The organism is Streptomyces sp. NPDC059398 (assembly GCF_042751845.1).
GTDB lineage: Bacteria > Actinomycetota > Actinomycetes > Streptomycetales > Streptomycetaceae > Streptomyces.
This window is the reverse complement of the sequence record NZ_JBHYWP010000038.1, coordinates 1-24,037: the sequence shown is the minus strand read 5'-3', so window position 1 is coordinate 24,037 and position 24,037 is coordinate 1. Positions and strand designations below refer to the sequence as shown.

Annotated in this window: 28 protein-coding genes; 15 read left to right on the top strand and 13 right to left on the bottom strand. The window is 70.3% G+C overall.

The genetic code is table 11. From position 1 onward, the window contains the following. Window positions 1-125: 125 nt before the first annotated feature. Window positions 126-1,031 (bottom strand): NADP-dependent oxidoreductase, encoded by a 906-nt coding sequence (locus ACFXBC_RS16115; RefSeq protein ID WP_385023959.1) that lies wholly within the window; start codon window positions 1,029-1,031, stop codon window positions 126-128. A gap of 167 nt (window positions 1,032-1,198) precedes the next feature. Between ACFXBC_RS16115 and ACFXBC_RS16110 the strand changes: the two genes are divergently transcribed. After that, entirely contained in the window at window positions 1,199-1,564 is a 366-nt protein-coding gene (locus tag ACFXBC_RS16110) for a MerR family transcriptional regulator (protein WP_385023957.1), read from the top strand. A gap of 65 nt (window positions 1,565-1,629) precedes the next feature. On the opposite strand, the gene ACFXBC_RS16105 is transcribed toward ACFXBC_RS16110, so the two are convergent. The 6 genes from ACFXBC_RS16105 to ACFXBC_RS16080 all read right to left on the bottom strand — a co-directional run bounded on the left by ACFXBC_RS16105 (window position 1,630) and on the right by ACFXBC_RS16080 (window position 6,666). Then, window positions 1,630-2,793 carry an epoxide hydrolase family protein gene (locus ACFXBC_RS16105; protein ID WP_385023955.1) on the bottom strand — a complete coding sequence of 388 codons (1,164 nt, stop codon included), beginning with the start codon at window positions 2,791-2,793 and terminating at the stop codon, window positions 1,630-1,632. 216 nt (window positions 2,794-3,009) lie between these two features. Then, on the bottom strand, window positions 3,010-3,255 hold the full coding sequence (locus tag ACFXBC_RS16100) for a hypothetical protein (protein ID WP_385023953.1): 246 nt from the start codon (window positions 3,253-3,255) through the stop codon (window positions 3,010-3,012). Continuing rightward, a complete protein-coding gene (locus ACFXBC_RS16095; RefSeq protein WP_385023951.1) occupies window positions 3,252-3,860 on the bottom strand; it encodes a TetR/AcrR family transcriptional regulator in 609 nt (202 codons plus the stop codon). The genes ACFXBC_RS16100 and ACFXBC_RS16095 overlap by 4 nt, the downstream gene beginning before the upstream one ends. A gap of 130 nt (window positions 3,861-3,990) precedes the next feature. Then, on the bottom strand, window positions 3,991-4,758 hold the full coding sequence (locus ACFXBC_RS16090; protein WP_385023949.1) for an SDR family NAD(P)-dependent oxidoreductase: 768 nt from the start codon (window positions 4,756-4,758) through the stop codon (window positions 3,991-3,993). Between the two features lie 83 nt (window positions 4,759-4,841). Further along, window positions 4,842-6,278 carry an MFS transporter gene (locus ACFXBC_RS16085; protein WP_385023947.1) on the bottom strand — a complete coding sequence of 479 codons (1,437 nt, stop codon included), beginning with the start codon at window positions 6,276-6,278 and terminating at the stop codon, window positions 4,842-4,844. Window positions 6,279-6,378: 100 nt separating this feature from the next. Next, the gene (locus tag ACFXBC_RS16080; protein ID WP_385023945.1) at window positions 6,379-6,666 is read right to left on the bottom strand and encodes an Atu4866 domain-containing protein; all 288 of its coding nucleotides are present in this window, start codon (window positions 6,664-6,666) and stop codon (window positions 6,379-6,381) included. Window positions 6,667-6,805: 139 nt separating this feature from the next. Here ACFXBC_RS16080 and ACFXBC_RS16075 point away from each other — a divergent pair, with 139 nt between their 5' ends. The 4 genes from ACFXBC_RS16075 to ACFXBC_RS16060 all read left to right on the top strand — a co-directional run bounded on the left by ACFXBC_RS16075 (window position 6,806) and on the right by ACFXBC_RS16060 (window position 9,854). Beyond that, on the top strand, window positions 6,806-7,657 hold the full coding sequence (locus tag ACFXBC_RS16075; RefSeq protein ID WP_385023943.1) for a helix-turn-helix transcriptional regulator: 852 nt from the start codon (window positions 6,806-6,808) through the stop codon (window positions 7,655-7,657). Between the two features lie 309 nt (window positions 7,658-7,966). Then, window positions 7,967-8,176 carry a hypothetical protein gene (locus tag ACFXBC_RS16070; RefSeq protein ID WP_385024022.1) on the top strand — a complete coding sequence of 70 codons (210 nt, stop codon included), beginning with the start codon at window positions 7,967-7,969 and terminating at the stop codon, window positions 8,174-8,176. A gap of 109 nt (window positions 8,177-8,285) precedes the next feature. Beyond that, the gene (locus ACFXBC_RS16065) at window positions 8,286-8,972 is read left to right on the top strand and encodes a restriction endonuclease (RefSeq protein ID WP_385023941.1); all 687 of its coding nucleotides are present in this window, start codon (window positions 8,286-8,288) and stop codon (window positions 8,970-8,972) included. 150 nt (window positions 8,973-9,122) lie between these two features. Continuing rightward, a complete protein-coding gene (locus ACFXBC_RS16060; protein ID WP_385023939.1) occupies window positions 9,123-9,854 on the top strand; it encodes a 3-keto-5-aminohexanoate cleavage protein in 732 nt (243 codons plus the stop codon). Window positions 9,855-10,100: 246 nt separating this feature from the next. Here the strand turns inward: ACFXBC_RS16060 and ACFXBC_RS16055 are convergent, their stop codons facing one another. Continuing rightward, window positions 10,101-10,490 carry a winged helix-turn-helix transcriptional regulator gene (locus tag ACFXBC_RS16055; protein WP_385023937.1) on the bottom strand — a complete coding sequence of 130 codons (390 nt, stop codon included), beginning with the start codon at window positions 10,488-10,490 and terminating at the stop codon, window positions 10,101-10,103. An 85-nt stretch (window positions 10,491-10,575) separates the two neighbouring features. On the opposite strand from ACFXBC_RS16055, the gene ACFXBC_RS16050 reads away from it, so the two are divergent. Next, the gene (locus ACFXBC_RS16050; protein WP_385023935.1) at window positions 10,576-11,511 is read left to right on the top strand and encodes an NADP-dependent oxidoreductase; all 936 of its coding nucleotides are present in this window, start codon (window positions 10,576-10,578) and stop codon (window positions 11,509-11,511) included. Between the two features lie 51 nt (window positions 11,512-11,562). Here ACFXBC_RS16050 and ACFXBC_RS16045 read toward each other — a convergent pair whose 3' ends face one another. Continuing rightward, on the bottom strand, window positions 11,563-12,414 hold the full coding sequence (locus ACFXBC_RS16045) for a Rieske 2Fe-2S domain-containing protein (RefSeq protein ID WP_385024020.1): 852 nt from the start codon (window positions 12,412-12,414) through the stop codon (window positions 11,563-11,565). A gap of 317 nt (window positions 12,415-12,731) precedes the next feature. On the opposite strand from ACFXBC_RS16045, the gene ACFXBC_RS16040 reads away from it, so the two are divergent. Together ACFXBC_RS16040 and ACFXBC_RS16035 are read left to right on the top strand one after the other, a co-directional pair. Beyond that, window positions 12,732-12,932: a hypothetical protein gene (locus ACFXBC_RS16040; RefSeq protein ID WP_385023933.1), complete on the top strand. Its 201-nt coding sequence runs from the start codon at window positions 12,732-12,734 to the stop codon at window positions 12,930-12,932. A gap of 264 nt (window positions 12,933-13,196) precedes the next feature. Further along, a complete protein-coding gene (locus tag ACFXBC_RS16035; protein WP_385023931.1) occupies window positions 13,197-13,463 on the top strand; it encodes a DUF4235 domain-containing protein in 267 nt (88 codons plus the stop codon). Between the two features lie 91 nt (window positions 13,464-13,554). On the opposite strand, the gene ACFXBC_RS16030 is transcribed toward ACFXBC_RS16035, so the two are convergent. After that, window positions 13,555-15,834, bottom strand: coding sequence for a catalase (locus ACFXBC_RS16030; protein WP_385023929.1), 2,280 nt, complete (start codon window positions 15,832-15,834; stop codon window positions 13,555-13,557). 419 nt (window positions 15,835-16,253) lie between these two features. Between ACFXBC_RS16030 and ACFXBC_RS16025 the strand changes: the two genes are divergently transcribed. The 3 genes from ACFXBC_RS16025 (at window position 16,254) to ACFXBC_RS16015 (ending at window position 18,820) form a co-directional block, all read left to right on the top strand. Next, window positions 16,254-16,580, top strand: a complete 327-nt coding sequence (locus ACFXBC_RS16025; protein WP_385023927.1) for a plasmid stabilization protein — start codon at window positions 16,254-16,256, stop codon at window positions 16,578-16,580. 98 nt (window positions 16,581-16,678) lie between these two features. Further along, window positions 16,679-17,155 carry a MarR family winged helix-turn-helix transcriptional regulator gene (locus ACFXBC_RS16020; protein WP_385023925.1) on the top strand — a complete coding sequence of 159 codons (477 nt, stop codon included), beginning with the start codon at window positions 16,679-16,681 and terminating at the stop codon, window positions 17,153-17,155. A 72-nt stretch (window positions 17,156-17,227) separates the two neighbouring features. Next, window positions 17,228-18,820 carry an FAD-dependent oxidoreductase gene (locus tag ACFXBC_RS16015; RefSeq protein ID WP_385023923.1) on the top strand — a complete coding sequence of 531 codons (1,593 nt, stop codon included), beginning with the start codon at window positions 17,228-17,230 and terminating at the stop codon, window positions 18,818-18,820. Window positions 18,821-18,858: 38 nt separating this feature from the next. On the opposite strand, the gene ACFXBC_RS16010 is transcribed toward ACFXBC_RS16015, so the two are convergent. After that, window positions 18,859-20,076, bottom strand: coding sequence for a hypothetical protein (locus ACFXBC_RS16010; protein WP_385023921.1), 1,218 nt, complete (start codon window positions 20,074-20,076; stop codon window positions 18,859-18,861). Between the two features lie 382 nt (window positions 20,077-20,458). Between ACFXBC_RS16010 and ACFXBC_RS16005 the strand changes: the two genes are divergently transcribed. Further along, window positions 20,459-21,025: a type 1 glutamine amidotransferase domain-containing protein gene (locus ACFXBC_RS16005; RefSeq protein WP_385023919.1), complete on the top strand. Its 567-nt coding sequence runs from the start codon at window positions 20,459-20,461 to the stop codon at window positions 21,023-21,025. Between the two features lie 59 nt (window positions 21,026-21,084). Here the strand turns inward: ACFXBC_RS16005 and ACFXBC_RS16000 are convergent, their stop codons facing one another. Together ACFXBC_RS16000 and ACFXBC_RS15995 are read right to left on the bottom strand one after the other, a co-directional pair. After that, window positions 21,085-21,621: an isochorismatase family cysteine hydrolase gene (locus tag ACFXBC_RS16000; RefSeq protein ID WP_385023917.1), complete on the bottom strand. Its 537-nt coding sequence runs from the start codon at window positions 21,619-21,621 to the stop codon at window positions 21,085-21,087. Window positions 21,622-21,719: 98 nt separating this feature from the next. Continuing rightward, a complete protein-coding gene (locus ACFXBC_RS15995) occupies window positions 21,720-22,499 on the bottom strand; it encodes an Fpg/Nei family DNA glycosylase (RefSeq protein WP_385023915.1) in 780 nt (259 codons plus the stop codon). A gap of 304 nt (window positions 22,500-22,803) precedes the next feature. Here ACFXBC_RS15995 and ACFXBC_RS15990 point away from each other — a divergent pair, with 304 nt between their 5' ends. The 3 genes from ACFXBC_RS15990 (at window position 22,804) to ACFXBC_RS15980 (ending at window position 24,001) form a co-directional block, all read left to right on the top strand. After that, window positions 22,804-23,175 carry a VOC family protein gene (locus ACFXBC_RS15990; protein ID WP_385024018.1) on the top strand — a complete coding sequence of 124 codons (372 nt, stop codon included), beginning with the start codon at window positions 22,804-22,806 and terminating at the stop codon, window positions 23,173-23,175. 234 nt (window positions 23,176-23,409) lie between these two features. Then, on the top strand, window positions 23,410-23,616 hold the full coding sequence (locus tag ACFXBC_RS15985; RefSeq protein WP_385023913.1) for a hypothetical protein: 207 nt from the start codon (window positions 23,410-23,412) through the stop codon (window positions 23,614-23,616). 55 nt (window positions 23,617-23,671) lie between these two features. Continuing rightward, window positions 23,672-24,001, top strand: coding sequence for a hypothetical protein (locus ACFXBC_RS15980; protein WP_385023911.1), 330 nt, complete (start codon window positions 23,672-23,674; stop codon window positions 23,999-24,001). The last annotated feature ends 36 nt before the right edge of the window (window positions 24,002-24,037 follow it).

Genomic DNA, 24,037 nt, shown 5'->3' with positions numbered 1-24,037 from the left:
CCCAGCTCGCGTGGGTGACTCGCTCCGTCGCGCCGTCGTGCTCTCGCCCCCCGGGCGTCAGCGGGGCGGGGGGCGGGGGGGGGGTGCTGGGCGCCCGCCCCCCTCTCGTGGTGGGACTGCCAAGCTCAGATGCTGATCACGATCTTTCCCCGTGTGTGTCCGCGCTCGACGTAGGCGTGCGCTTCCGCGATCTGTTCGAGCGGGTACGTCCGTTCGACGCGTGGTGTGTAGCGGCCCTGCCGGCCGAGTTCGCCCGCTTCGGCGAGGAGCGTGGAGTCGTTCTCCGCGTTGGCCAGACGCACACCCAGGCGCTGCGCGTTGGCGTGGTCGGCGACCGTCGACACCCGAGCGGGGTCGCCCACGAGCGCGACGAGGTCGGCCAGGGACCCGGAGGCCGCGGTGTCGAGCGCGATGTCGACACCGTCCGGGGCCAGGGTGGCGAGACGTTCGGCAAAGCCGGCGCCGTAGGTGGTGGGGACGGCTCCGAGCGAGGTGAGGAACGTGTGGTTGCGCTCGCCGGCCGTTCCGATCACGGTGGCTCCCTGAGCGACCGCGATCTCGACCGCGGCACTGCCCACACCACCTGCGGCGCCCTCGATGAGAAGGGTGCGCCCCCGCAGCGGACCGAGCGCCTTCAGCCCGCCCATCGCGGTCACGGACGCCAGACCGGCGCCGGCGGCCTCCTTGTCGGTCCATGTGGTGGGCGCCGGGGCCCAGGCCGAGAGCACGGCCAGTTCCGCCGTCGCGCCGGTGACGCCGCCCAGCCCGAAGACACGGTCACCGATGCTCACCCCCTGCACGCCCTCACCGGTCTCGTCGACCACGCCGACGGCATCACGTCCGGGAATCGCGGGCAGATCCACGGGCAGCACCTCCCGCACCGCTCCGGAACGCACCTTCCAGTCAACGGGGTTGACGCCGGCCGCCGCGACGCGGACACGGATCTCGCCAGGCCCGGGATGCGGGTCCGGTGCCTGCTCCACCACGAGAGTCTCCACACCGCCGTACTCGTGATAACGGACTGCGCGCATGATGTTCTGCCTTTCCACGTGGCCTGGACCGGCCGTTCGTGAGATCAGTGGGGTGCGTGTTCGGCGAGTCGCCGACGCCTCCTACGCTAGAACCTGACGTCGGCGTCAGGTGCAAGTCGGGCCGGCCGTTCGAAACGACCGGCCGCTCGAAACGAGGAGGAGGACCGGTGCGCATCGGTGAGGTGGCCGACAAGGCCGGAGTGAGCGTCCGGGCGCTGCGCTACTACGAGGAACAGGACCTGCTCCAGGCTGACCGCAGCCCCGGCGGTCAGCGGCATTACCCCGACACGGCCGTCGGCCGGGTCCGGCTGATCCAACAGCTGTATGCCGCGGGCCTGTCGAGCAGAGTGGTCCGCCAGGTGCTGCCGTGCGTGGACGCGGGTGTGGCGGCCCCGGCGCTCCTGGACCGGCTGACGGCCGAGCGTGTCCGTATCGACCAGCAGATCACCGACCTGCTCGCTGTACGCGACCGGCTCGACGACGTGATCGCCCTCACGCGCGACCCGGATGCCGACTGCTCCCATCTGCACTGAAGACGACTGCCACGACGGCGGCACCTTCCTCACCGGCTGGTCTCTCCCACCGGCGTTCTGACTGCTCACACCTCCAGCTGTGAGGCCCGGGGGTGGTGAGGGCGGAGTTCGCGGAAGAACACGGTGATGTCGTCGGCGAGCAGGGCGGGTTCCTCGTGGGCGGCGAAGTGGCCGCCGCGGGGCATGCGGGTGTAGCGCGTGAGGTGGTAGGTGCGTTCGGCCCAGCTCCGCGGGGGGTGTGCGAGGTCTGCGGGGAACAGGGCGAGGGCGGTGGGGACGTCCACCCGCCGTACGCGCCGGGTCAGTTGGTGTGCGTACTCGTAGTACGGGCGGAAGGACGTGGAGATCGTGCCGGTGAACCAGTAGAGGGATGCCTGGGTGAGGAGGAAGTCGTCACTGAAGCGGGTGGACAGGTCGCCTTCGCAGTCGCTCCACGCGCGGTACTTCTCCATGATCCAGGAAAGCAGTCCGGCGGGTGAGTCGTTCAGGGCGGGGGCGAGGGTGAGGGGGCGGGTGTTCTGCTGGTGCAGATAGCCGCCCTCCTCCGCCTGCCAGGCAGCGGCGGAGGCGAGGTGGGTCTCCTCCTCGGAAGTGAGTGAGGCCGGTTCGTGGCCGGCCGGGGCCGCGGCGGCGAGCAGGTGGATGCCGACCACGGCCTCGGGGTGTGCCTCGGCGAGCCGTGAGGTGATGCCGGCGCCCAGGTCCCCGCCGTGTGCCGCGTAGTGCCTGAAGCCGAGGTGGTCGTGCATCAGCCGGTGCCAGAGGCCGTGGGTCTGCTCTGCTTCGGTGAGGGCGGGCCGCTGAGGGGAGAAGCCGAAGCCGGGGAGTGAGGGGACGATGACGGTGAAGGCGTCCCGGGCGTCGCCGCCATGGCGGGAGGGGGAGGCCAGTCGTTCTGCGAGGCCCGTGAGTTCGAGGACGGTGCTCGGCCAGCCATGGGTGAGCACGATCGGCAGGGCGTCCGGGTGTTCGGCGTCGTAACGGAGGTAGTGCACCGGTGTGCCGTCGATGTCGGCGAAGAGGGAGGGCAGGGCGTTGACGGCGGCTTCATGGGTCCGCCACGCGTAGTCGGTGGCCCAGTACCTGACGAGGCGTCGCAGTTCGGCGGCGTCGGTGCCCGCCGCCCAGCCGTCGACCGGCCAGGGCTCGGGCCACCGGGTGGCGCGCAGCCGGGCGCGGAGGTCGTCCAGGTCGGCGTCACTGACCTCGATGACAGGTGTGGTGGTCAACAAGGTGTGCTCCTTGGTGTGTCGGTGGTGTGTCGGTAGGCGTCACCCGGGCGACCAGCAGGGCCACCACGCCGCTGTGCGGGCTCACCGGAACGCCCAGGGCCGTCATCGGCGCGCCGGGGCAGGCACCCGTGGCGGTGCCGAAGCTGAACCCTGCGAAGAGGCGGGGCATCAGGGCCCGGCCGAGCCGTCGTTCGAGGGCCGCCGCGTGCACGCTCACCGCGACGTCCCGGAAACCCGTGGCGGCGCCCAGCGCGAAGAGACCGGCGCCACCAGACCGCCGACCGCGAGGAGCAGCAGGAAGCCCACCGACGCGGCGTCCAGGCCCATGCGCTCCCGGATCTGCGGCAGGCGGGAGACCCACGTCGCCCCGGCCAGGCCCAGGAGGGCGAAGACCAGGTACGTCGACCGTACGGCGCGTGCCGTCCCGCGGGTGCACTCGCTTCCGGTGGAGCTGTTCACAGACCCGATCCGGTGGCCGGGCCGAGTACCTGCACGATGGCTGCACGGGTCTCCGCACGCGGTTTCCGCTCCGTGGAGAGCAGCGCGTGCATGATCATTCCTTCCAGCAGGGCGTCGAGGCGGGCAGCGGTCTCCGCCCCGGTGAAGCGGGCCAGTACCGACTGGCTTGACCTGGTCCACTCCTGGGTCAGTGCGCGCAGGGCCGGATCGCGCAACGCGGCCAGGTGCAGTTCGAACCCGAGGACCGCGCTGCGGTGCCGGGACGGACCTCCCTGGACCAGTCCCGCCAGGGCGTCCACCAGCTCCTCGTGCGAGGCCACCCCGGCGAAGAGCGCCTCGTACGCGGCGGTCTGCTGCTCGACGTACCTGCCGAATGCCTGCGCGCACAGTTCAGTCAGGCTCGCGAAGTGATAGGTGACGGAACCGAGCGGTACGTCGGCGTGGGCGGCGACCTTGCGGTGTGTGATCCCGGCGGCCCCGTCCTCGACGAGCACCTCCAGAGCGGCATCGAGCACGCGCTCCCTGCGCCGCGGATCGTGTCGGCGTGCGCGTCGCCCCTCGCCGCCCGCTGTTTGCAGCCTTCCGGGCACTTCCTTCTCAGCCATAAGAACAAAAGTACACTACGTAAGGAACGGATGTTCTTATCCTGGTGTCGGCGGGCCGCAGCCGGCCCGCCCTCCCCGGCCGGGTCGCGTCAAGGCTGGGAGACCCGGCTCTCCGCGGGTCTCGCCCGGATCAGGCCGCCGTGAAGCCGCCGTCCGCGGCGAGTACGGCGCCCGTGACGAAGGCGGACCGCGGCGAGGCAAGGAAGCACAGGACTTCCGCGATCTCGCGGGGCTGCGCCACCCTGCCGAGGGGATGGGCGTCCGCGAAGGACGCCAGATAGGCGCGGCTGTCGGGGCGGAAGGTGTCGAGGAAGTCGGTTTCGACGACACCCGCGGCGACGAGATTGGCGCGGATGCCCACCGGGCCGCCCTCCAGCGCCAGCACCTTGGTCAGCTGGGCCAGAGCGCCCTTCGACGCGCTGTAGACGGCCCCCTCGCTCAGGCCGACGGTGGACGCGTAGGAACCGGTGCTGACGATGGCTCCGCCCCCGCGCTCCTCCATGGCACGGAAGGCTTCGCGGGCGAAGAAGAAAGCGCCGCGCGCGTTGACGTCCATCACGCGGTCCCAGTCCTCGGCGGTGGTGTGCGTGACGGGCTTGTTGAGGGTGCGTCCGGCGTTGTTGACCAGGATGTCCAGTCCGCCGAAGGCGTCGACGGCGGACGCTACCGCGCGGGTGGCGGTCTCCTCCGCTGTGACATCGCCGGTCACGGTCACGACTCCGGGGAACTCCGTTGCCAGTGAGTCCAGTTCGGGCCGTATGTCGAGGGCGACGACGTGTGCGCCGCGGGCGTGGAGAAGTGCCACGGCCTCCTTGCCGACGCCGCGCGCGGCACCGGTGACGAGAGCCGTCATTCCGTTGAACTCGGCGGGTTCGGTGGACGGGGTCATAGATGTCATACGGGTGATTACCTCGTGGGGTGAAGGACGGATGTCCGTGCGCGGTGGCGCATGGCTTCGGGGCGGAGCGACGCGCCGGGTCGTCAGTGGTTCCGGCCGTCGGTCCGGTGCCGGATGAGAAGAGTGCCGCCCAGGCCGGCGAGTACGGCGGCGACGATGACACCGGTACCAGCGCCGTAGCCCGCCAGCGGGTCACCTCGGTCCGACCGCTGTCCGGCTTCGACGACTGCGGTGACGAGAGCGAGGACGACAGCACCGCCGATCTGCATGAACATGTTGAGCAGGGCTCCCGCCAGCCCCTGGTCCCGGTCGGGCACACCGGCCACCGCGCCCATGTTCAGCGTGGGAAAGGCCGCCGCGGTGCCGATCCCGTTGACGACCATGACGGGCAGGACCACGGTGAGGAAGGAACTGCCGGGCCCGATCCGGAAGAACAGCGCGTAGGACAGCGCGAGGAGCAGCATCCCGGCGGCGATCGTCCTGTGCACACCGAACCGGGCGGCGAGCCGTCCCGCGAAGGGCGCCAGCGCGCCGTTGGCGAGGCCGAGCGGCACGAAGGCACCGGCGGTCTGCAGCGGTGTCCAGTCCAGCACGTTCTGCAGATAGAGCGTGGCGAGGAACGCGAACGACGTGTAGGCGCCCCACATGGCGAAGATCGTCAGGCTGGTACCGGCGGTCGCGCGCCGGGTGAGAAAGGACAGCGGGACCAAGGGCCTGCGCGAGCGGGACTCGACCCGGAGGAACAGGCCGAGCAGGCCGGCCGCGACGGCGAAGAGGACGAGGGTACGGGCGGACAGCCAGCCGTGCGAAGGCGCCTGGGTGAGGGCGTAGACCAAGAGCACCAGTGCTCCGGTGGCTGTCAGCGCGCCAGGGACATCGATCTTCTCGCGGGCGCCGCCCCGGGGATCCGCCGGGAGCAGGCGACCCCCTGCGAGCAGTGCTGCCACGGCGATGGGTACGGGGAGCGCGAAGACCAGCCGCCACGAGAGTTCGGTCAGTACTCCGCCGAGAACGAGCCCCCCGACGAAGCCGCAGGCGCCGGCGGTGGCGTACCAGCCGAGTGCCCGGCCACGCCGCGGGCCCTCCGGCCAGCCGGTGGTGATCAGGGACAGGGCCGCCGGGGCCAGGAAGCCCGCGGCGATACCCTTCACCAGCCGCGCCGCGATCAGCAGGCCACCGGTCGGAGCAAGTGCGCCCAGCACGCTCACCACGCCGAAGACGGCGACCGCGGTCAGGAAGGCACGCCGTCGGCCGAACAGATCGGCGACCCGGCCGCCCAGCAGGAGAAACCCGCCGTAGCCGAGGGCGTAGGCGGACACGACCCACTGCAGGGAACCCGGTGACATGCCGAGGTCACGCTGGATGGCGGGCAGGGCCACGCCCACGTCGGACAAGTCGATGGCGTCCATGAAATGAGCCGCGCACAGCACCAGCAGGGCCGGAGTGCCGGGCGACGGGGAAACCTCCGCACCGGCCCCTGTCCCGTCGGTGACGGTGGTGATCTCGTCGGTCTGTCTCACTGCTCTGCCTTCCTCCGGTGACCGTCGAGCGGGGCCGGCCGCGTACCACGGCGGACTCCGCATCCATGGGCGTACGGGACGACGACGCCGCCTCGCTCCCTCAAGAGGGCTCCTCCGCCCGGTCCTCGCGGTAGAGCACGAGGTGTTCGTGGTGGAGCACGCCGTCCCGGATGTCCCCCGTGGCGGTGAAGCCGGTGTCGTCGACGTAATCGAGGTGGTCACCGCTCACCGTGTACCGGCCCGTGTACGCGCTGCGCCGATCCCCGCGGGCTTCGTCGTAGCGCCCGTCGGGCAGCAGCTCCTGGCGGATGTGACGGTCCGCGGTCACCCACATGCCGACCACGTCGGCGTTCCCGGGAGTGCGGTCGCCCCGCGCATCGCCTGTCATCAGGATTCCCTTCCTCGGTGCGGCACGGATGTCATGCCCGACCGAGTCTGCGCAGGTCAGCAAGGGGGGAACCAGGGTGCTCTCCGCCTGGGTGCGGCACACCCAGGAAGGACGGACAGCCACGCCCTAGCCTGGAGCCATGGACGACAACCACCTCGGGGAGCTGCTGCGCGCCCGCCGTGCCCGCCTGCGGCCCCAGGACGTCAACATGGCGAGTCACGGCGTGCGCAGGGTCGCCGGACTGCGCCGCGAGGAGGTCGCCGTGCTGGCCGGTGTCAACGCCGACTACTACACCCGGCTGGAGCAGGGGCGTGAGCGCCACCCCTCACCGCAGGTGCTGGACGCGCTCAGCCGTGCGCTCCTGCTCGACACGGACGCCCGCGACCACCTGCACCGCCTGGCCGGGGTGTCGCCGGACGTCCGGGGCTCGCTCCATGCCACCGAGCGGGTCAGTCCCGCGCTGCGTCAGCTGATGGACGGCTACCCGCACACCCCGGCGTTCGTCATGAGCCGCACCCTCGACCTTCTGGCTGCCAACGCCCTTGCTGACGCGCTCTACGCCCCCTTCACCCCCGCCGACAACCTGGCCCGCATGACCTTCCTCGACGCGGCCGGACGACAGTTCTACCGGGACTGGGACCGGGCCGCGCAGGCCGCCGCCGCCAACCTGCGCCAGGCGAGCGGCTTCGACCCCGAGCACCCGCGTCTGCGCCACCTCGTCGACACACTGACCGAGCACAGCGCCGAATTCCGGCGGTTGTGGGCGCAGCACACCGTGCGCGGCAAGACCCAGGACGCCAAGCAACTCCTCCACCCGGACGTCGGCCCTCTCTCCCTGACCTACCAGTCCTTCGACGTCCGCGACGCCCCGGGCCAGCAACTCGTCATCTACCACGCAGAACCGGGCAGCCCCTCCGCCCAAGCCCTGGCCCTCCTCGGCTCCCTGCACGCCGGCGGGAGGCGCGCTCCGTCCACTTCCGCCGGGCAGTGAGTCCCGCAGCCGCCCCCGCCCCACAGCCGCCGTAGTACGGACTGCTCCGGGCGGGGGCTGGGGTGCGGGAGAGCAGCAGTGGCCAGCCGGTTTTCCTGACGTGTTGGCCCTGCCCCTCCTGGGACGCAGGGCCCGACCGCCGTCCCGGGGCACCCGATCGCTGATCGCCCGCACGGTATCCAGCCAGGCCCGATGGCTTTATGCCATTCGTCTTCAACTCGCCTCCAGCGTCACCGGAACCCGGCTACACAAGGAGGAGGGGTGGCACTGCTGCCCGTACGGATGGCGGTCGTTTCGGGGGTCTGGGCGTTGCTGACGATCAATGTGGCCGTGCTGCTCGTGGTGATTGTCTTGCTCCGGCTGCGCCGGCGTACCGAGTCCCGGAGCCGACTGGACGAGAAATTCACCGTGGTCATCGTTCTGGCGCTGGGCGTGCTCATCGCCCCGACCCGGGTGGGACAGGGAATCCTCGGATTCCTGGGGCAGCTCGCAGATGGCGTCACGCAGTCCGGGCACTGAAGTCGACGCAGATCCGGGATGGATCCGGCACCGGCAGAAGCCGAAGCCCTGCGCCGATGACGTCGTAGGCCGCCCGACCGGGTGCACAGTTTGGGGGAGCGGGGGAGTGATGGCCTCACGACGGCGTCGGAGACTGAAGAGGCGGACGCGCAGGAAGCTCCAGGGCTGGGGCGCGGTGGCATTGCTTCTGGCCGTTGTCTGGGTGGCCGGACACTGGACGGTGATGTGGCCCGTCCTGGTGACCGTGCTTGCCGCGGTCGTGGTGGGTGCGGCTGGCTGGATGCTGGTGCGCGCGCACCGCCTGGCGGTGGGCCGGGACCGGGAGTGGTGGGCGCTGGAGGAGGCGCGGACACGGGAGTTGTCGATGGCTGAGGTCGACTCCCTGTCGTGGCAGGACTTCGAGACCTACGTCGCCGGTCTGTGTCGGCGGGACGGCTGCACGAAGGTCGTGGTCAGCGGCAAGAGCGGTGATCTGGGTGCGGATGTCATCGGCTATCTCGCCGACGGCCGCAAGCTCGTCATCCAGTGCAAGAAGTACGCTCCCGCGCGGGGGGTGGGTTCGCAGGACATGCAGAGGTTCGTCGGCACTGCCCGCCCCGAACACGGCGCGGACGTCGCACTGTTCGTCACGACCGGCCGCACATTCACCTCGGCGGCACTCGGCCTGGCCCTGCGCCAGGATGTGGTGGCCATACACCGTGACCTGCTGGGCTCCTGGGTCAATGGCGCACACCTGGAATCCCTGATCCCGTTGAACGGAAGCGGCGGCGGCAACCGGCGGCGCCCGCCTTCCTGACGCCCGGTGGCCCGCTGGGACACCGACGAAACCGCTACTGAGCCCGCGCTCCCGGGACGGACGTACGGTACGGCAGGCGTCCGATCCCGTTCGGCGTGGCGCTGAGCGTGCACAAGGAGGGGGCCGCCTCCGGTCTGCGACGATGACGCCATGCTGCAGGTCTGTCTCAACGGCGCCCGAAGCCGCGCCGCATGCGCCTGTCTTCCCGTGACGCACCAGGAGCTGGCAGAGGCGGCCCGCGAGGCTGTCGCTGCCGGTGCTCACGACGTTCACCTGCACCCCAAGGACCGCGACGGTCAGGACACGCTGGAAGCCGCCGCCGTCGCGGCCGCTGTCACCGCGGTACGGACCACCGTTCCGGGCATCCCCGTCGGAGTCACCACCGGTGCCTGGGCCACCCCGGACCCCCGCGCTCGCGCTGCACAAGTCCGGTCCTGGACCGTGCTCCCCGACCACGCCTCCGTCAACTGGCACGAGGACGGGGCCGCCGATGTCGCCGCCGCGCTGCTGGACCGGGGGATCGGTATCGAAGCCGGTATTTTTTCCGGTACCCCAGCGGCACGGCGTTTCCTCAGCTGGCCAGAATCGCATCGAGTCCTGCGCATCCTGGCCGAGATCCGTCATACGGCCCCGCAGGCCGCACTCCACGCCGCGGCATCCCTGCTGGACCAGCTGAGTTCCGCTGCCGCGCCGATCCTCCTCCACGGCGAGGACGCCGCCGCGTGGCCCGTCCTCCAGCTCGCCGCCTCCCGCCGCCTGGACACCCGGATCGGTCTGGAAGACGTACTCCACCTCCCTGACGGCACCCCCGCCCGGAGCAACGCCGACCTCGTTCGCGCAGCACGTGAGACCATCCGGCGCACCGCAGGGCGCGCCTGTTGATCTGATGAGCGTGGCCTGCGGGACGGGGTGCGGACACCGGTCGGCGAACGCGACCCCGAGGGACTGATGCGCGGCGTCCCACGCTGCGTGCGGACGGGCGCATGACACATCACTGAACGGCTTCACAGCCGCCCTGTCCGTCCGACCCGGTCTCCCTGAGTGTCTCCGGTGAGACGCGTGCGTCCAGGCGCGCATGGGTCCGGTACCGAGCGGCCACCGAGCGGATACCCAGTGCCCCGGCGGGTCTCAGTCGCTGAGGGCGGCCGGCTCGGGTCCGGCGTCGTGTGCGTCGAGTGCGTCGAGTACGGCGTCCCCGTGTGTCCTGGCCCACTCGGTCAGCATGTGGATCGGATCGATCAGCGTCGCCCCGAGCGGGGTGAGTGCGTACTCGACGCGGGGCGGTACCTCGGCGTAGGCGTGGCGGCGGACGAGTCCGTGCGCCTCAAGCCGTCGGAGCGTCTGGGTGAGCACCTTGCGGGAGATGCCGCCGATCAGCCTGATCAGCTCGCCGTGGCGCACCGGGCCCTCGCTGAGGCCGTAGAGCACGACCGCGGTCCACTTGTCGGCGATGAGATCGAGGGCCAGACGCGCCGGACAGTCGGCGAGAAAGGGATCACCGGGACCGAAACCGCTCATGGCGCCCAAGGTACCTGCTGGTTCCTGTCGGAAACCTAGCCTGGGTTCTCTCCCCCTGTCACAGCCTGTCCCAGCTAGGAGAGTCATGCGAGTCATCACCCAGCAGGCGCTCGGCGGTCCCGAGGTGCTCACCGTCGTGGACGCGCCCGAGCCCCAGCCCCTTCCCACCGAGGTTCTCGTCCGCGTCAAGGCGATCGGGCTGAACCCGCTGGAGGCGCTCCTGCGCGCCGGCGAGTTCCCTCCGCTGCTCGGCCGGCCTCCGTTCGTCCTCGGCTGGGACATCAGCGGCGTGGTCGAGGAGGGGTCGCTGACCTATCGGTTCAGGCCCGGTGACGAGGTGTTCGGGATGCCGCTGTTTCCGCGGGCGGCCGGTGCGTACGCCGAGATCGTGTCGGCGCCTGCGTTGCACCTGGCCCGCAAACCGGCGTCCCTCTCGCACGTCGAGGCGGCGGCGCTGCCGGTGGTCGGGCTGACGGCGTGGCAGGGTCTCGTCGACCTCGGGGGTGTGACCGAGGGCGACCGCGTGCTGGTCCACGGCGGTGGTGGCGGGGTCGGCCATGTCGCGATCCAGATCGCGAAGGCGCTCGGCGCGTACGTGATCGCGACCGCGGGCGGGAGCAAGCGGAGGTTCGCCGAGGGGTGCGGCGCCGACGAGGTGATCGACTACACGGCGGTCGACTTCACCCGGGTGGTCCGCGACATCGACGTCGTGCTCGACACGATCGGCGGCGACACCGTCGAGCGGTCGCTCGAAGTCCTCCGCCCGGGAGGCCATCTGGTGACGGCGGTCGCCGAGGGGGACCAGGAGCTCGTCGCCAGGTACGAGGCGGCCGGTATGCGCTTCAGCGGCATCGCGGTCGACCCCGATCCGGTCGCTCTGAAGGGCCTCGTCGCACTGGTCGAGCAGGGCAGGCTCCGGGTCCATGTCCAGGAGACGTTCCCCTTCGAGCGCGTCGCCGACGCCCACCGGCTGCTCGACGGCGGTCACCTCCGGGGCAAGCTCGTCCTCACCGTCGCGTAGGACCTCGCGCCCCGACCCCGGTCGTACGCTGTCCTCCGCCCGCCCGGCCGGTCATCCCGCGCCGGGCAGCCTCACCTGGAGGGTGCCGTCGTCCTCGACGCGCGTGCGGAAGGAGGGCTGCGGGGCGGTGGCCGGGCCCTTCACGTTCCAGCCGTCCGACAGCCGGAAGGTGCTTCCGTGCCAGGGGCACTCCACACATCCGTCGGCGATCTTCCCTTCGGAGAGCGGGCCCGAGAGATGGCTGCACCGGTCCGCCAGAACGTGGATCTCTGTGGCACTCTGACGCACCACCAGAAGAGCCACCTCACCCAGCTGTCTGCGCACGGCCTCACCGACGGGGTAACCGTCCACCGCGCCCAGGCTCTGCCAGGCGGGTTCGAGGAGATGGGGCACCGCTTCGGTCTTGTTGGCTCCGGCTGCCTGCCGGTAGGCGAGATGACCGCCGAGCATCCCTCCGATACCCGCGGCGCTGAGCGCCGTGAACCCGAGGGCCCGGCCCCAGCCCCGCCGGCCGCGCCCCCGGGCCACCCAGGAACCGGCGTACAGACCGACCGCCGCGGCGTTCGAAGCGGCGTGCACCAGGCCGACGCGCATCTGCTGCTCGTGCTGCTCGGCCCAGTCGACCCAGCCCGCCCACGCGGCAGGCGCCGCCGCGACCACGCCGACGCCCACCAGGAGACGGGCGCTGCGGCCCGCGCCGGGTACGAGGTCCAGTACCGCGGCGGACAGCCAGGCGCCCATCGGGACCTGGACGAGGAGCGGGTGGAGGGGATGACCGAGCTGACGGCCGTGCAGGACGTCTCGGGCCGGTCCGAGCGGCAGGGCACGCACCAGGCGCTGCACCGGGCTGACCACCACGTCCAGCCGCTCCGCCCCGCCCAGGGCGTCGAGGGACTTCAGCAACGCCTCGGCCGGGCTGCCGCCGGCCGCCCCTGTACGGCTCCTGCTCCGGGCGACCGGCGCGAACTTCGCGAAAACTCCTGAAAGCAACGGCATGGTACGCGAGTTACCGCAGCCACCAGCTCCCAAACGGTCCGACGGCGCGTGCCACTCCACTGGCCCCTGGCGAGGTATGACCACGGGCTTCGTGTCGGCATCGATGACACAGCTCCGGGTGTGACGGCCCAGTTCGGGGGCGTGTTGGAGCGGAGATTCCGGGGAACGTGTGGTGACGCCTTCGGCTCACATGAGTCCGAAGCGGAACACCCTGGGAGTTACCGATGACGCACGACAAGAAAACGCACGACAAGAGGAACAGCGACGACACCGCCGCGGACGAACTTCTCCACGAATTCGAGGAGGCGGAGACCCGGGGAGCTGGTGGTGGACAGGGCGAAGAGGGCGACAAGGACAGCGAGGCCGCTGACGCCCTCTCCACCAGCGAGGAGGAGCAGGAATCGGTGCAGAAGGACCACGACTGAGGCCGTGGATGAGGTCACGACTGATGCAGTGGGCCGCTTGCCCCCCCCGCCGGACTGACGCAGCCCCGGGTGCACGGCTTCGGGCCTCGTTCGGCCGTGCCGCGGCCCGAGGGCCGGGCCCTCTCGGCTCTGTCCAGCCTGCTGCCCCCGGATATGCAATTGTTGTATTTCATACCGTTCTGTGAATCCGGCGGTGACTCGTAGGGGAGGCCGCCGGTGTCATGACCCTCGTCCTTCTCCCGTCCGGCGCAGCAGGAGGTCCTGATGAACGCGTCCAAAATGGTCTACAAGCCTCTTGGGATGGCCCTCGGAGCAGTCAGTGGGGTGCTTGCCGGCGCGGTATTCAAGCAGGTCTGGAAAGTCGTCAGTCATGACGAGGACGCTCCCGAGGCCAAAGACCCGGAGCGCGGCTGGCGGGAGGTCCTGCTCGCGGCCGCGCTGCAGGGCGCGATCTTCGCGGGCGTCAAAGCGGCCGTCGACCGGGGCGGGGCCAGCGCCATGAGTCGGCTGACCGGTACCTGGCCCGACTGAACGCACCCGGGTGGTCGACCAGGGCCAGCCCGTGTCACCTTCCTCGCTGTCGGGCGACACGGGCTCGCCGGGCTCCTGGCGCAGGCGGGGCTCAGGCGTCGGCGGGGAAGCGCTCCCAGACGCGGTGGGTCTTCAGTAGCCGGGTGATCTGCTCCAGCGTGCCGGCACCGTCGCCGCCGGTCACCAGGCCGGGCGCGTCCAGAGGAATACCGGCGGCTTCCAGGACCCTCTCGGCGCCGTTCCAGCCACCGATGGCCTTGCCGTGCCGGAACGCCTCCGTCAGCATCAGCAGCACCCGGGGGTCGGTCGCGGTGTTCGCCTGTACCGCTCCCTGACCGGCCTTCGCGTCCGGTGTGCCGTGGGCATCGCTGCCCGTTCCGGGTACGCCCGCCAGCAGAATGGCGTCGTACTCGACCGAGCGGGCGGTGGCATAGGTGCGCTGGACGGCGATGGGGTCACCGTCCGCGTCGAGCATGCCGCCGGCGGGAGCGATGACCAGCGGCACCATGTCGGCGTCCAGGACGGCCCGGCGTACCGTACGGACGGCGGTGAGGTCGCTGTTGTCATCGGCCACGATGCCGATGATGCGGCCGTCCAGCGGCCATGAGCCGCCCAGTTGGGACAGGGCAGGGCTCGTGTCCGGGTCCGAGAGCGGCTCGGTGGGTTCGGGGGCGGGAAGCCCCAGGCCGGTGGCGACCCGTTGGCACAGTTCGGGGTCGATGTTCGCGAGGACCTTCAGCGCGCGTTCCTGGATGGCCTGCTCGTAGCACTTGCCCAGCTCGAAGGTGTAGGCGCCGATGATGTGCTCGCGCTCCACCGGCGTCATGCTGAGCCAGAACAGCCGGGGCTGGCTGAAGTGGTCGGAGAACGACGCCGGTGCCTCGCGTACCTTCTTCCCCGCCGGTACGCCGACCGGGACCTCGATGTAGGCGCCGTTGTCGGCGCCGGCCAGGAAGGGGCACCCGCCGTCCAGCGAGTTCGGCCGGTACGGTGCCACGCCGCTGTGCACGGCTGTCTGGTGCATACCGTCACGCAGCATGTCGTTCACGGGCGCGTGGGTGCGGTTGATGGGGATCTGCGCGAAGTTGGGGCCGCCGAGCCTGCTGATCTGGGTGTCCAGATAGGAGAAGAGACGGCCGGTCAGCAGGGGGTCGTCGGTGATGTCGATGCCCGGGACCAGATGGCCGGGGTGGAAGGCGACCTGCTCCGTCTCGGCGAAGTAGTTCGACGGGTTGGCGTTGAGGGTGAGCAGACCGACCGGCTGTACCGGCGCCAGCTCCTCCGGGACGATGTTGGTCGGATCCAGCAGGTCGATGCCCTCGAACGTCTGCTCAGGAGTGTCGGGGAAGGTCTGGATACCGAGCTCCCACTCCGGGAACGCACCGGCCTCGATGGCGTCGGCCAGGTCGCGGCGGTGGAAGTCCGGGTCCATGCCGTTGATGATCTGGGCCTCTTCCCAGACCAGCGAGTGCACACCGAGCCTGGGCTTCCAGTGGAACTTGACCAGGGTGGTCGCACCCTCCGCGTTGACCAGCCGGAAGGTGTGGATGCCGAAGCCCTCCATCATGCGGAAGGAGCGGGGGATGCCCCGGTCGGACATGTTCCAGAGGGTGTGGTGCGTCGCCTCGGTGTGCAGGGTGACGAAGTCCCAGAAGGTGTCGTGCGCGCTCTGCGCCTGCGGGATCTCCCGGTCGGGCTGGGGCTTTCCGGCGTGGATGACATCGGGGAACTTGATGGCGTCCTGGATGAAGAACACCGGGATGTTGTTGCCGACCAGGTCGAACGTGCCTTCCTCGGTGTAGAACTTCGTCGCGAAGCCGCGGGTGTCGCGCACCGTGTCCGACGAGCCCCGCGACCCGAGCACGGTCGAGAAGCGTACGAAGACGGGGGTCTCGACGTTCTTGGCGAGGAACGCGGCCTTGGTCACCTTCGCGGCGGTGCCGTACGCCTGGAAGACACCGTGCGCCGCGGCGCCGCGTGCGTGTACGACGCGTTCGGGGATGCGCTCGTGGTCGAAGTGGGTGATCTTCTCCCGGAGGTGGTGGTCCTGCAGCAGTACGGGCCCGCGCTCACCCGCCTTGAGGGAGTGGTCCGAGTCGTACAGACGGGCGCCCTGGGCGGTGGTCAGATAGGCACCCGCCTGGGCGACGGCCTTCTGGTCGGCACCGCTGGCCTGCCCGGTGGGGGTCACCGTCTCCGGGCCGCTCTGATCGGCCTTGGGCGGCAGCGGCGCTGCGGGCTCGGTGGGCTCGTCCACGGGCGGGGATTCGGGGCCTGGCTTGCCCGGGATTTCCCCGGCGGGGCCGGGGCCACCGCGCAGTGCATCGGTAACCCGTTCAGCGGCGGCTTTCGCCGGGTTCTTGTCCTTCATCGTTCTCTCTCCAACCGTTGGGTGGGGGTGGGGGGCAGTACCGCAGCTGTGACCTTCGCCCCCGTTGTTGAAACGCCTCCGAGCAGGGCACTTGCCGGGGTGGGGGTCCTCTTCGCGCGGGCATTCGCGTAACTGCGGGGCCGCAGGTGCCCGCCGGTCATCCCTCCGTGCCTCCCGCTGATTCACACTCGTGCGCCACCCGTTCACCCCGTGCGCCACTCGTTCGGCGTGGGAGGAATCCCGGGGGTCGGGCAGCCGCCGACGGTCCCGGTTGGCTCACCGGTCTCGCGCCCGACCGTGTTTCCGCGTGGAGTGGAGAAGAGCTTCGCCGTGGACAGAAGGGCCACCGCGCAGGGCGTTGCCCGCCGGACGGCGGGCAGGCGCTCGGAGAAGCCCCGCACAGCCGAGAGGAGCACGTGATGCCCGCAGGATCGAACCGTAAGCGTGAGCGGCAGTACGAGCACGTCAAGGAGGGCGCCGAGAAGCGGGGAACCCCGGAGGGCCGGGCGAAGGAGATCGCCGCGCGCACCGTCAACAAGGAGCGGGCGCGGTCGGGGGAGGCCAAGACCTCCAGCAAGGTCTCCACCAAGGACCCGAAGTCCGCCTCGCAGCGCGGCGGCGAGCGCTCGCACAGCGGCCCTCAGGGCCCCACCAAGGACCAGCTGTACGAAGAGGCCAAGAAGAAGAACGTCGAAGGCCGGTCCACCATGAACAAACAGGAGCTCCGCAGAGCAGTCGGCCGCTGAGTCCGCCGAGCCGACGACCCTGTGGGTCAGTTGCCCCCGCGGGAAGGGGTATCTGACCCATCGGCATGAGTTACATAGGCACGTGATATAAATGACTCATGGGGCAGACGACGAACGGCACGGAGCAGGACGTGGTGGCGGAGGCTTTCGACGGGGTCATGCGCCTGGTGATCCGTCATCTGACCGACCACGGAGGCCTGACGTTCACCACGATCATGTTCCTGGGCAGGCTCGACCGGGACGGCCCGGCGCGTCTGACGTCGCTGGGAGCGGCGGAGGGCATCAGCCAGCCCTCGATGAGTCAGCTGGTGCAGCGCCTGGAGCGGCAGGGACTGGTGGACCGGATCAAGGACCCCGAGGACGGGAGAGTCTCACTGATCGGCATCAGTGAGGCCGGTCGCACGCTGTTGGCCGGCCGTCTCCGTGATCGCCACGACCGCCTGGCCGATCTGCTGACCACACTCTCACCTGAGGACGACGCGGCACTGAGGTCGGCGATGCGTGCCGCCGGACCGATCGTACGGAAGCTGATCGACGCCGCCCCCCGGCCGGGGACTTCGACCACCACATCCTGACAACTCCCCCGGGGAGCAGGGACTGCCACGCGTCTGCCCGTCGCCACGCTGTCCGTTCCGGAGGGAGACACCATGACCACGCCATCCGATACCTCCACTGTTCCGGCCCACCCACGACCCCCGGCGGCCGAGCACCCGTCCGACTGTGACGTGGTGATCGCCGGAGGAGGCCCCACAGGGCTGATGCTCGCCGGTGAACTGCGGGTCGGCGGCGCCTCGGTGACCGTACTCGAACGACTGACGGACTTCGCCACGACCCTCAAGGCGGGGACCCTGAACAGGCCCAGTGTCGAAGCCCTCTACCGGCGTGGCCTGCTGCCTGCCTTACGACGGGCACAGGAGGAGACGGAGTGGTCGGTCTCCTTCATGTCCGCCCGGCGTCCGGACGGTACGAGTGCGCTGCCCAGGTTCGCGGGACATTTCGCGGCGATCCCGCTCGGCGACGAGATGCTGGATACGTCCGATCCCGATCTGTCCGGCCTCCACCCGCCGGACCTGGTCGACCTGGTCCACCAGAAGCAGGTCGAGGTGCTCCTGGCCGAGCACGCCGCAGGGCTCGGCGTGGACATACGCCGAGGAACGGAGGTGACCGGATTCGAGGAGGACGCCGACGGGGTGACGGTCTCGACCGGCGGCGACCCGATCCGGTGCAAGTGGCTCGTCGGCTGTGACGGCGGCCGGAGCACCGTGCGCAAGCTCGCCGGGTTCGACTTCCCCGGCACCGACCCGGAGATCACCGCCTATCATGCCGTCGCCGACATGGCAGGCATACAGGATCTGGACGTCGGCTGGCACGCCACCGCCACCGGTGTCTACGTCAACGACCCGCCGCGCAGACGCATCACCACCGTCGCGTTCGGCGGCGCACCGGCCGACCGCGACGCCCCCGCGACCGCTGCGGAACTGCAGGCATCGATCCGCCAGGTGACCGGCGCCGACGTCACGGTCACCGGGATCACCAGCCTGACCCGGTTCACCGACAACGCCCGGCAGGCCACGACATACCAGCAGGGGCGGGTGCTGCTGGCCGGCGACGCGGCCCACGTGCACTCCCCGTTCGGCGGGCAGGGACTCAATCTCGGCCTGGGCGACGCGATGAACCTCGGCTGGAAACTGGCCGCCACCGTACGCGGGACGGCGCCGGACGGGCTGCTGGAGACCTACACCGCCGAGCGGCACCCCCTCGGCGCATGGGTGCTGGCCTGGACGCGTGCCCAGATCGCCCTGATGCGCCCGGACCCCTACGCGCGGGCGCTGCGCGAGGTGGTGGGCGACCTGGCGCGGACCGTCGAAGGCGCCACATACTTCGCGAAGAAGATCTCCGGCCTCTGGCAGCGGTACGACATCCCCGGCGGCCATCGGCTGGTCGGCGCCAGCGCCCCCGACTACGAGTTGGCCGACGGATCCCGGCTCGCCGACCACGTGCACGACGGCCGGGCCCTCCTGCTCGACCCGTCCGGCACACTGCGGGACGCGGCCGCCGGGTACCGCGACCGCATGCGGACCATCACAACGGAGCTGCTGAACGACGACGCGCCCGCAGCCCTCTTCGTACGGCCCGACGGCTACGTCGCCTGGGCCGGCGAACCGGACCGGGACGCGTTGGGCAACGTACTGGAGACCTGGCTCGGCATGCCCCTGACCACGGCACAGGAGGTCGAGTAGCGCACCAGGTTCAGTGACCCGCCTCGACGACGCTGCGGTCAGTGCACCTGGACCCAGCTGCGGAGCGTGTCACAGGTGTACTGGACCTCCTCCATGAGCCGGGCAGCCTCGATGACGAGCACCCCGTACGGACGGGTGGGGTCGGCGAGCGGCAGGGCCTGGGCCTCGGCTTCCTCGGCGACCTCCAGACGCCGTTCCTGCGCGTCTCCGGCCAGACGGGCCAAGCGGTCCGCCTGCTGGGGCAGGGTGGTCTCGTCCAGGGTGCTCAGCGCGAGCGCCGCCTCCGAGACCGCTTCCAGGAAGGCCGCGTACCGGTCCAGGAAGTGGCGGTAGCGGTAGTCGTTCTCCTCCTCGCGCCACTGGTCGAGGCTGCGTGTCAGGGATGCCAGTTGGTACAGGGTCCTTTCCAGGGCGTCGAGTACCAACTCGTACCCCTGGAAGGTGAGATGGGTGCGGTGGCGCCTCAGGAGCCTCCGGGGGTTGTAGTGGACGCTCTCCTTGGCGGTGCGCAGACCGGACCGGGCCTGGGCGATCAGACTGCTCGTCCCGGCCGAGCGCTCGCGCCAGCGCGTGGTGGTTTCGGCATCCAGGCTGCCGTCGCGCAGGGCGGGGTGTATGTCGGCGGTCAGGTCATGGAGGGTGCGGGCGAGCACACGGATGCTGTACTCGGCGCTGCGGTAGCGCATCGGCGGGGCGATGGTGATGTTGACCGCGGTGCCGATGGCGCAGCCGATGAGGACCAGCAGGACGATCTGTCCCAGCTGCGCGATCCGGTCCGTGTTGCCGGTGGCGCTGCTGTACGTGGCGAACGCGAAGAACGCGGCGGTGGCCACCTGCGGCCCCTGGGAACCCAGCACGCGTGACCGGCTGATGGACAGCGCGATCACCGCCACCAGCACGAAGGTCAGCAGGTCCGGGCCCGCGAGGAAACCGAGTGCGGCCTGCACGGCCACTCCCGCCGCGACGGCGCCGACGTAACGCAGCGACTGCACCACGGACTGATAGACGGTGACGTACATGATCATCACCGCGGAGAACGGTGCGAACGCCGGGGAATGGGCGTCCAGCCCGTAGAAGGAGACCGTCCAGGCCAGCGTGGCGGCCAGGGTGCTCTTGCCGATCAGCAGCAGCGTACGGCGTTCGGAACCCGAGTCCCGGAAGGCCCGCGCCCACCACCGCCCGGTCCGCCCCGGCCACTGCCCGGCGCGCGCGAACCACCCGGACAGGCCCCGCGCGGGCGATTCAGCGTTCCCCATCCGAGCCCACTCTCTTCCGGTTACCGAGGGAAAGACCAGGACACCGGGTAACCCCCGGCCCCGACCGTAAACACTCTGTTCCAGCCCGGCCCGCAGCCTCGGCTCACGGCTGCTGGGAGCCGTGAAACCACCACGGAAGAATCCGAATGGATCATTCGTCCGGGGGCACTCCGTCCCAAGAGACAGAGCACACCGCGAAGCCGCGAGCTGTCCGCCGCGGGGTTCCCGTACGGTCCCCCGCTCCGCCGGTCGGCGCTTCCTGGTCGCGCTCCGGGGCCGGCCGGGATGGACTGGGGGAGTCCGGGAACGGCAGGAGGCCGACACCCCGCCCGGCCCGCGGACCCTCGCGGAGCACAGGGAGCACATACAGGAAAGGCTCATCATGACTGACAAGCCGCTCAATGGTCACCGCGTTCTCGCGCTCGTCACCAATTACGGTGTCGAGCAGGACGAACTGCTCGTCCCCTACAGGCGGTTGCGGGAGGACGGCGCGGACGTCACGGTCGCCGCCGCCTCGACGGACCCCATCCAGACCCTGGTGGGGGACAAGGACCCCGGCGAGACCGTACAGCCCACTGCCACTTTCGACACGGTGGATCCGCTCGCCCACCAACTGCTACTGATCCCCGGCGGCACCATCAACGCCGACAACCTCCGGCTGGATGACAAGGCCATCAGCATCGTCAAGGCGTTCGTGGACTCAGGGCGCCCGGTCGCCGCGATCTGCCACGGCCCCTGGGCCCTGGTGGAGGCAGGAGTGCTGCGGGACAAGACGCTCACTTCCTACCCCTCGGTGCGGACCGACATCCGTAACGCCGGAGCCAAGTCCTGGGTGGACGAACCGGTGGTGAGCGACTCCGAGGGCGGCTACACCCTGGTGACATCCCGGACGCCGAAGGACCTCGACGACTTCCTCGGCGCGGTCGGGAAGGCCCTCGTCGGGCCCTGAGCCGGACGTCCGGACCCACGCGTCGGTGCGCCTACCGCTCGGGAACCCACGGCGTGGTGCTACCACCCGATCTCGTCGGCGCGGCAGATGCGGGCGTTCATGTTGCGCTCCATCATCCGCAGCGCGGCATCGGCCAGGTCTTCGTGGATGTGTGCGACGGCGTCCTGCGGGACGGTGACCTCCAGGTGCCGGATGTGGGCGTCGAGGGCAGAGTAGAGCACGCACTGCTCGGTGACCTGTCCGCAGAGGATCACCTGCTCGATGCCGAGCTGGCTGAGCAGGTAGGAGAGTGGCGTCTCGTAGAAGATCGAGTGCCGCGCCTTCACCACGAACAGCGAGGTGTCGTCCGGCCGGATGGGCTCCACCAGATCCGCGTGCGGGGCCGACAGCGCGGTGTCGACGATCTCGCCGTGGTGCGAGCGCCACTCCCCGAAGTTGTCGTTGACGTAGATCACCGGGATGCCGTCGGCGCGGGCCCGTTCCAGGAGCCGGGCGATCACCGGTACGGCCTCCGCGACCGATGGCAGGAGGAGGCTCGCGTCGGGGTGCTCGTAGGTGTTGATCATGTCGATGACGATGAGCGCGCTCCTGCTCATCCGCCATCACGTTCCTCTCGTACGCAGGTCGTACGCAGCTCATGCGCGCTGCCCCGGTCAGCCGGACGCGGTCTTCGGCCAGCCAGCCGGTCAGCCGCTCAGCCGGTCTGGCAGTGCGGGCACCACACCGTGCTCCGGCCCGAGACGCGGCCCCTGCGCAGTCTCTCGCCACAGCGCGGGCAGGTGGCGGCGCGCTCGTCACGGTGCCCGGTCAGCCAGCTCTTCCTCGGTGGCACGCGGCCGGCGCTCACGGCCGAGCGGACCGTGCGCCTCATGTCCGTGTACAGACGCCCACGTTCCCTCTCGGTCAGCTTTCCCGCCTTGCGGGCCGGGTCCACATGGGCACGCCACAAGATCTCGTCCGCGAGCAGATTGCCGAGGCCCGCCAGATTGGACTGGTCGATGAGGGCCGATTTCACGCCGCCTCTGCGCCGGGCAAGCAGCTGCTCGAACTCCTCGCGGTCGATCTCCGCCGCATCGGGCCCCTGACCGGCCAGCAGGCGGTCCACGTCCTGTGTCCCGGCCAGCCACATTCCTTTGAGCTTGCGCTGGTCGCGGTAGCGGAGCTGATGGTCGTCGTCGAGGGTGAAGACGACGCGGTCATGGGGGTGCGGGCTGTCGTCGGGGCGGCAGCAGACGAACAGGCCCGTCATCCCGAAGTGCACCAGAAGCATGGGGCCGTCGGTACGGGCCAGCAGCCATTTCCCGTGACGCTCGGACATTTCGAAGCGGTGCCCCTCCAGCTCGCCGCTGAACCGGGCGGCGCTCATCCCGTGCAGGACGCCGGTGTCCCGTACCTCGACCCGCTGGATGGTCCGGCCGCCCGCGCACGAGTCCAGGACCTTCCGGAAGGCTTCGACATCGGGCAACTCGGGCATCTGTCGCTCCTCTCGGCGTGGCACCGCCGCCCCCAGCGGTCGCACCGTGCCCCTCCAGCTTTCTGGCGAAGACTGGTCAACGACGGTCACCGATCCGTTAGCGGCCGGTCATCCCCGGGCAGACGGGGGGCGAGGCCGGCACTCCAGCACCGTGGATGCCTCCTCCGTACGGAGAAACGCGCCTTTCGAACATAACAAGCGGCCTTCTCGTACGCACTCCTCGGGCCGATCGCGCTCAGGTCCCGCCGGGATGCGGGGCGCGGCGCAGGGGAGTGGGATGGATGACGACGTTGAGGAGGACATGATGGCTGTCGCCACCTACAGTCTGGTAGCTCTGGACTGCCCCGACCCCGAGACGCTGGCCCGCTTCTACGCGGATGTACTCGGGGGGAGGGTCGAGCGGTACGCGGAGAACTGGTACGACCTTTACGTCCCCGGCGGCGCGCGGATCGCTTTCCAGCGGGCCCCCGGATACCGGCCGCCCGACTGGCCGCAGGCGGGTGACAATTCCCAGCAGGCACACCTGGATTTCGAAGTCGACGACATCGAGCTGGCGCAGGAGCAGGTGCTCGCCCTGGGGGCCACCCCGTTGGATCTGGACGACGCGGACGGTGAGCGCGGGTTCCGGGTCTACGCCGACCCGGTCGGGCATCCCTTCTGCCTCTGCCGACGCTAGGCGGCGGGCGTACGGGACAGGACGGGGCCGATCGCGCCGTCCGAAGCGTAATCGGGCCGTCACCGTCAGGCGAACGCGTCCTGCTCCGGATGCGAGTCCGGTGCAGAAGGGTGAACGATGGAGTGAGGGGTACTGCCGCGTTTTCCCGGCTCGGGCGATGCTCCGGTTCAGCAGCCGACGCACCGCCCGTGAGAGACCGCGGATGCGCGACGTGACGCAAGGAAGTGGGTTCCGATGTCGGACAGATCAGCCGCGGACGTCCACGAAGAGCCGCAGGAGGAGCGCGGGGCGAAGGGGTCTCGCGACACAGGTTCGGACCAACCCTCCGGCGGACCGGTCGACAGGCCGGCCGGCACGGCGGACAAGAAGGCCGACACCTCTGTGCAGCCTCAGAAGTCCTCCCATCCGGACGCGCCCAACCTGCAGTCCGGCGGCGGCTGAGAGGCCCCCGCCGGGGCTTGCGGAGCTGCGGGCCAGCAGAGAGGAGTGACCTGCCGTGACAAGAAAACCGAGCCGCCCCGACGACATGGACACCACGGGCAAGTCCGTACCGCCCTATACCGGGCGCCGGAAGTCGGCCGACACCGAGGCCGAGCCGGGTTCCTCCAGAGGCGGCGCGAAGACCGGCGGCGCGACGGGACCGGTGTCCGACGAGGACATGAAGGCCGCCGAGCCCCACCGTACGAGAGGCGGTGCGACCGGATCGCCCGCCGACGAGAAGCCGGCCGACCGGGCGTCCCGGCGCGCGTCCGGCGAGAAGCCGGAGGACCACGGCACCGGGCCGTCCCACCACCGCGGTACTCCGAGAGCCGAGGACCAGCCCTGACCGGTGGACCCGGACAGGGCGAGGGCAGGCCCGCAC

Excerpts from the sequence above, each read along its gene's own strand:
- ACFXBC_RS16010 (WP_385023921.1), bottom strand. The coding sequence starts at position 20,076 with ATGGGGAACGCTGAATCGCCCGCGCGGGGCCTGTCCGGGTGGTTCGCG.
- ACFXBC_RS15990 (WP_385024018.1), top strand. The coding sequence starts at position 22,804 with ATGGCTGTCGCCACCTACAGTCTGGTAGCTCTGGACTGCCCCGACCCC.
- ACFXBC_RS16115 (WP_385023959.1), bottom strand. The coding sequence starts at position 1,031 with ATGCGCGCAGTCCGTTATCACGAGTACGGCGGTGTGGAGACTCTCGTG.
- ACFXBC_RS16005 (WP_385023919.1), top strand. The coding sequence starts at position 20,459 with ATGACTGACAAGCCGCTCAATGGTCACCGCGTTCTCGCGCTCGTCACC.
- ACFXBC_RS16050 (WP_385023935.1), top strand. The coding sequence starts at position 10,576 with ATGCGAGTCATCACCCAGCAGGCGCTCGGCGGTCCCGAGGTGCTCACC.
- ACFXBC_RS16080 (WP_385023945.1), bottom strand. The coding sequence starts at position 6,666 with ATGACAGGCGATGCGCGGGGCGACCGCACTCCCGGGAACGCCGACGTG.
- ACFXBC_RS16015 (WP_385023923.1), top strand. The coding sequence starts at position 17,228 with ATGACCACGCCATCCGATACCTCCACTGTTCCGGCCCACCCACGACCC.
- ACFXBC_RS16020 (WP_385023925.1), top strand. The coding sequence starts at position 16,679 with ATGGGGCAGACGACGAACGGCACGGAGCAGGACGTGGTGGCGGAGGCT.
- ACFXBC_RS16060 (WP_385023939.1), top strand. The coding sequence starts at position 9,123 with ATGCTGCAGGTCTGTCTCAACGGCGCCCGAAGCCGCGCCGCATGCGCC.
- ACFXBC_RS16075 (WP_385023943.1), top strand. The coding sequence starts at position 6,806 with ATGGACGACAACCACCTCGGGGAGCTGCTGCGCGCCCGCCGTGCCCGC.
- ACFXBC_RS16000 (WP_385023917.1), bottom strand. The coding sequence starts at position 21,621 with ATGAGCAGGAGCGCGCTCATCGTCATCGACATGATCAACACCTACGAG.
- ACFXBC_RS16030 (WP_385023929.1), bottom strand. The coding sequence starts at position 15,834 with ATGAAGGACAAGAACCCGGCGAAAGCCGCCGCTGAACGGGTTACCGAT.
- ACFXBC_RS16025 (WP_385023927.1), top strand. The coding sequence starts at position 16,254 with ATGCCCGCAGGATCGAACCGTAAGCGTGAGCGGCAGTACGAGCACGTC.
- ACFXBC_RS15995 (WP_385023915.1), bottom strand. The coding sequence starts at position 22,499 with ATGCCCGAGTTGCCCGATGTCGAAGCCTTCCGGAAGGTCCTGGACTCG.
- ACFXBC_RS16035 (WP_385023931.1), top strand. The coding sequence starts at position 13,197 with ATGAACGCGTCCAAAATGGTCTACAAGCCTCTTGGGATGGCCCTCGGA.
- ACFXBC_RS16095 (WP_385023951.1), bottom strand. The coding sequence starts at position 3,860 with ATGGCTGAGAAGGAAGTGCCCGGAAGGCTGCAAACAGCGGGCGGCGAG.
- ACFXBC_RS16040 (WP_385023933.1), top strand. The coding sequence starts at position 12,732 with ATGACGCACGACAAGAAAACGCACGACAAGAGGAACAGCGACGACACC.
- ACFXBC_RS15985 (WP_385023913.1), top strand. The coding sequence starts at position 23,410 with ATGTCGGACAGATCAGCCGCGGACGTCCACGAAGAGCCGCAGGAGGAG.
- ACFXBC_RS16055 (WP_385023937.1), bottom strand. The coding sequence starts at position 10,490 with ATGAGCGGTTTCGGTCCCGGTGATCCCTTTCTCGCCGACTGTCCGGCG.
- ACFXBC_RS16065 (WP_385023941.1), top strand. The coding sequence starts at position 8,286 with ATGGCCTCACGACGGCGTCGGAGACTGAAGAGGCGGACGCGCAGGAAG.
- ACFXBC_RS16090 (WP_385023949.1), bottom strand. The coding sequence starts at position 4,758 with ATGACATCTATGACCCCGTCCACCGAACCCGCCGAGTTCAACGGAATG.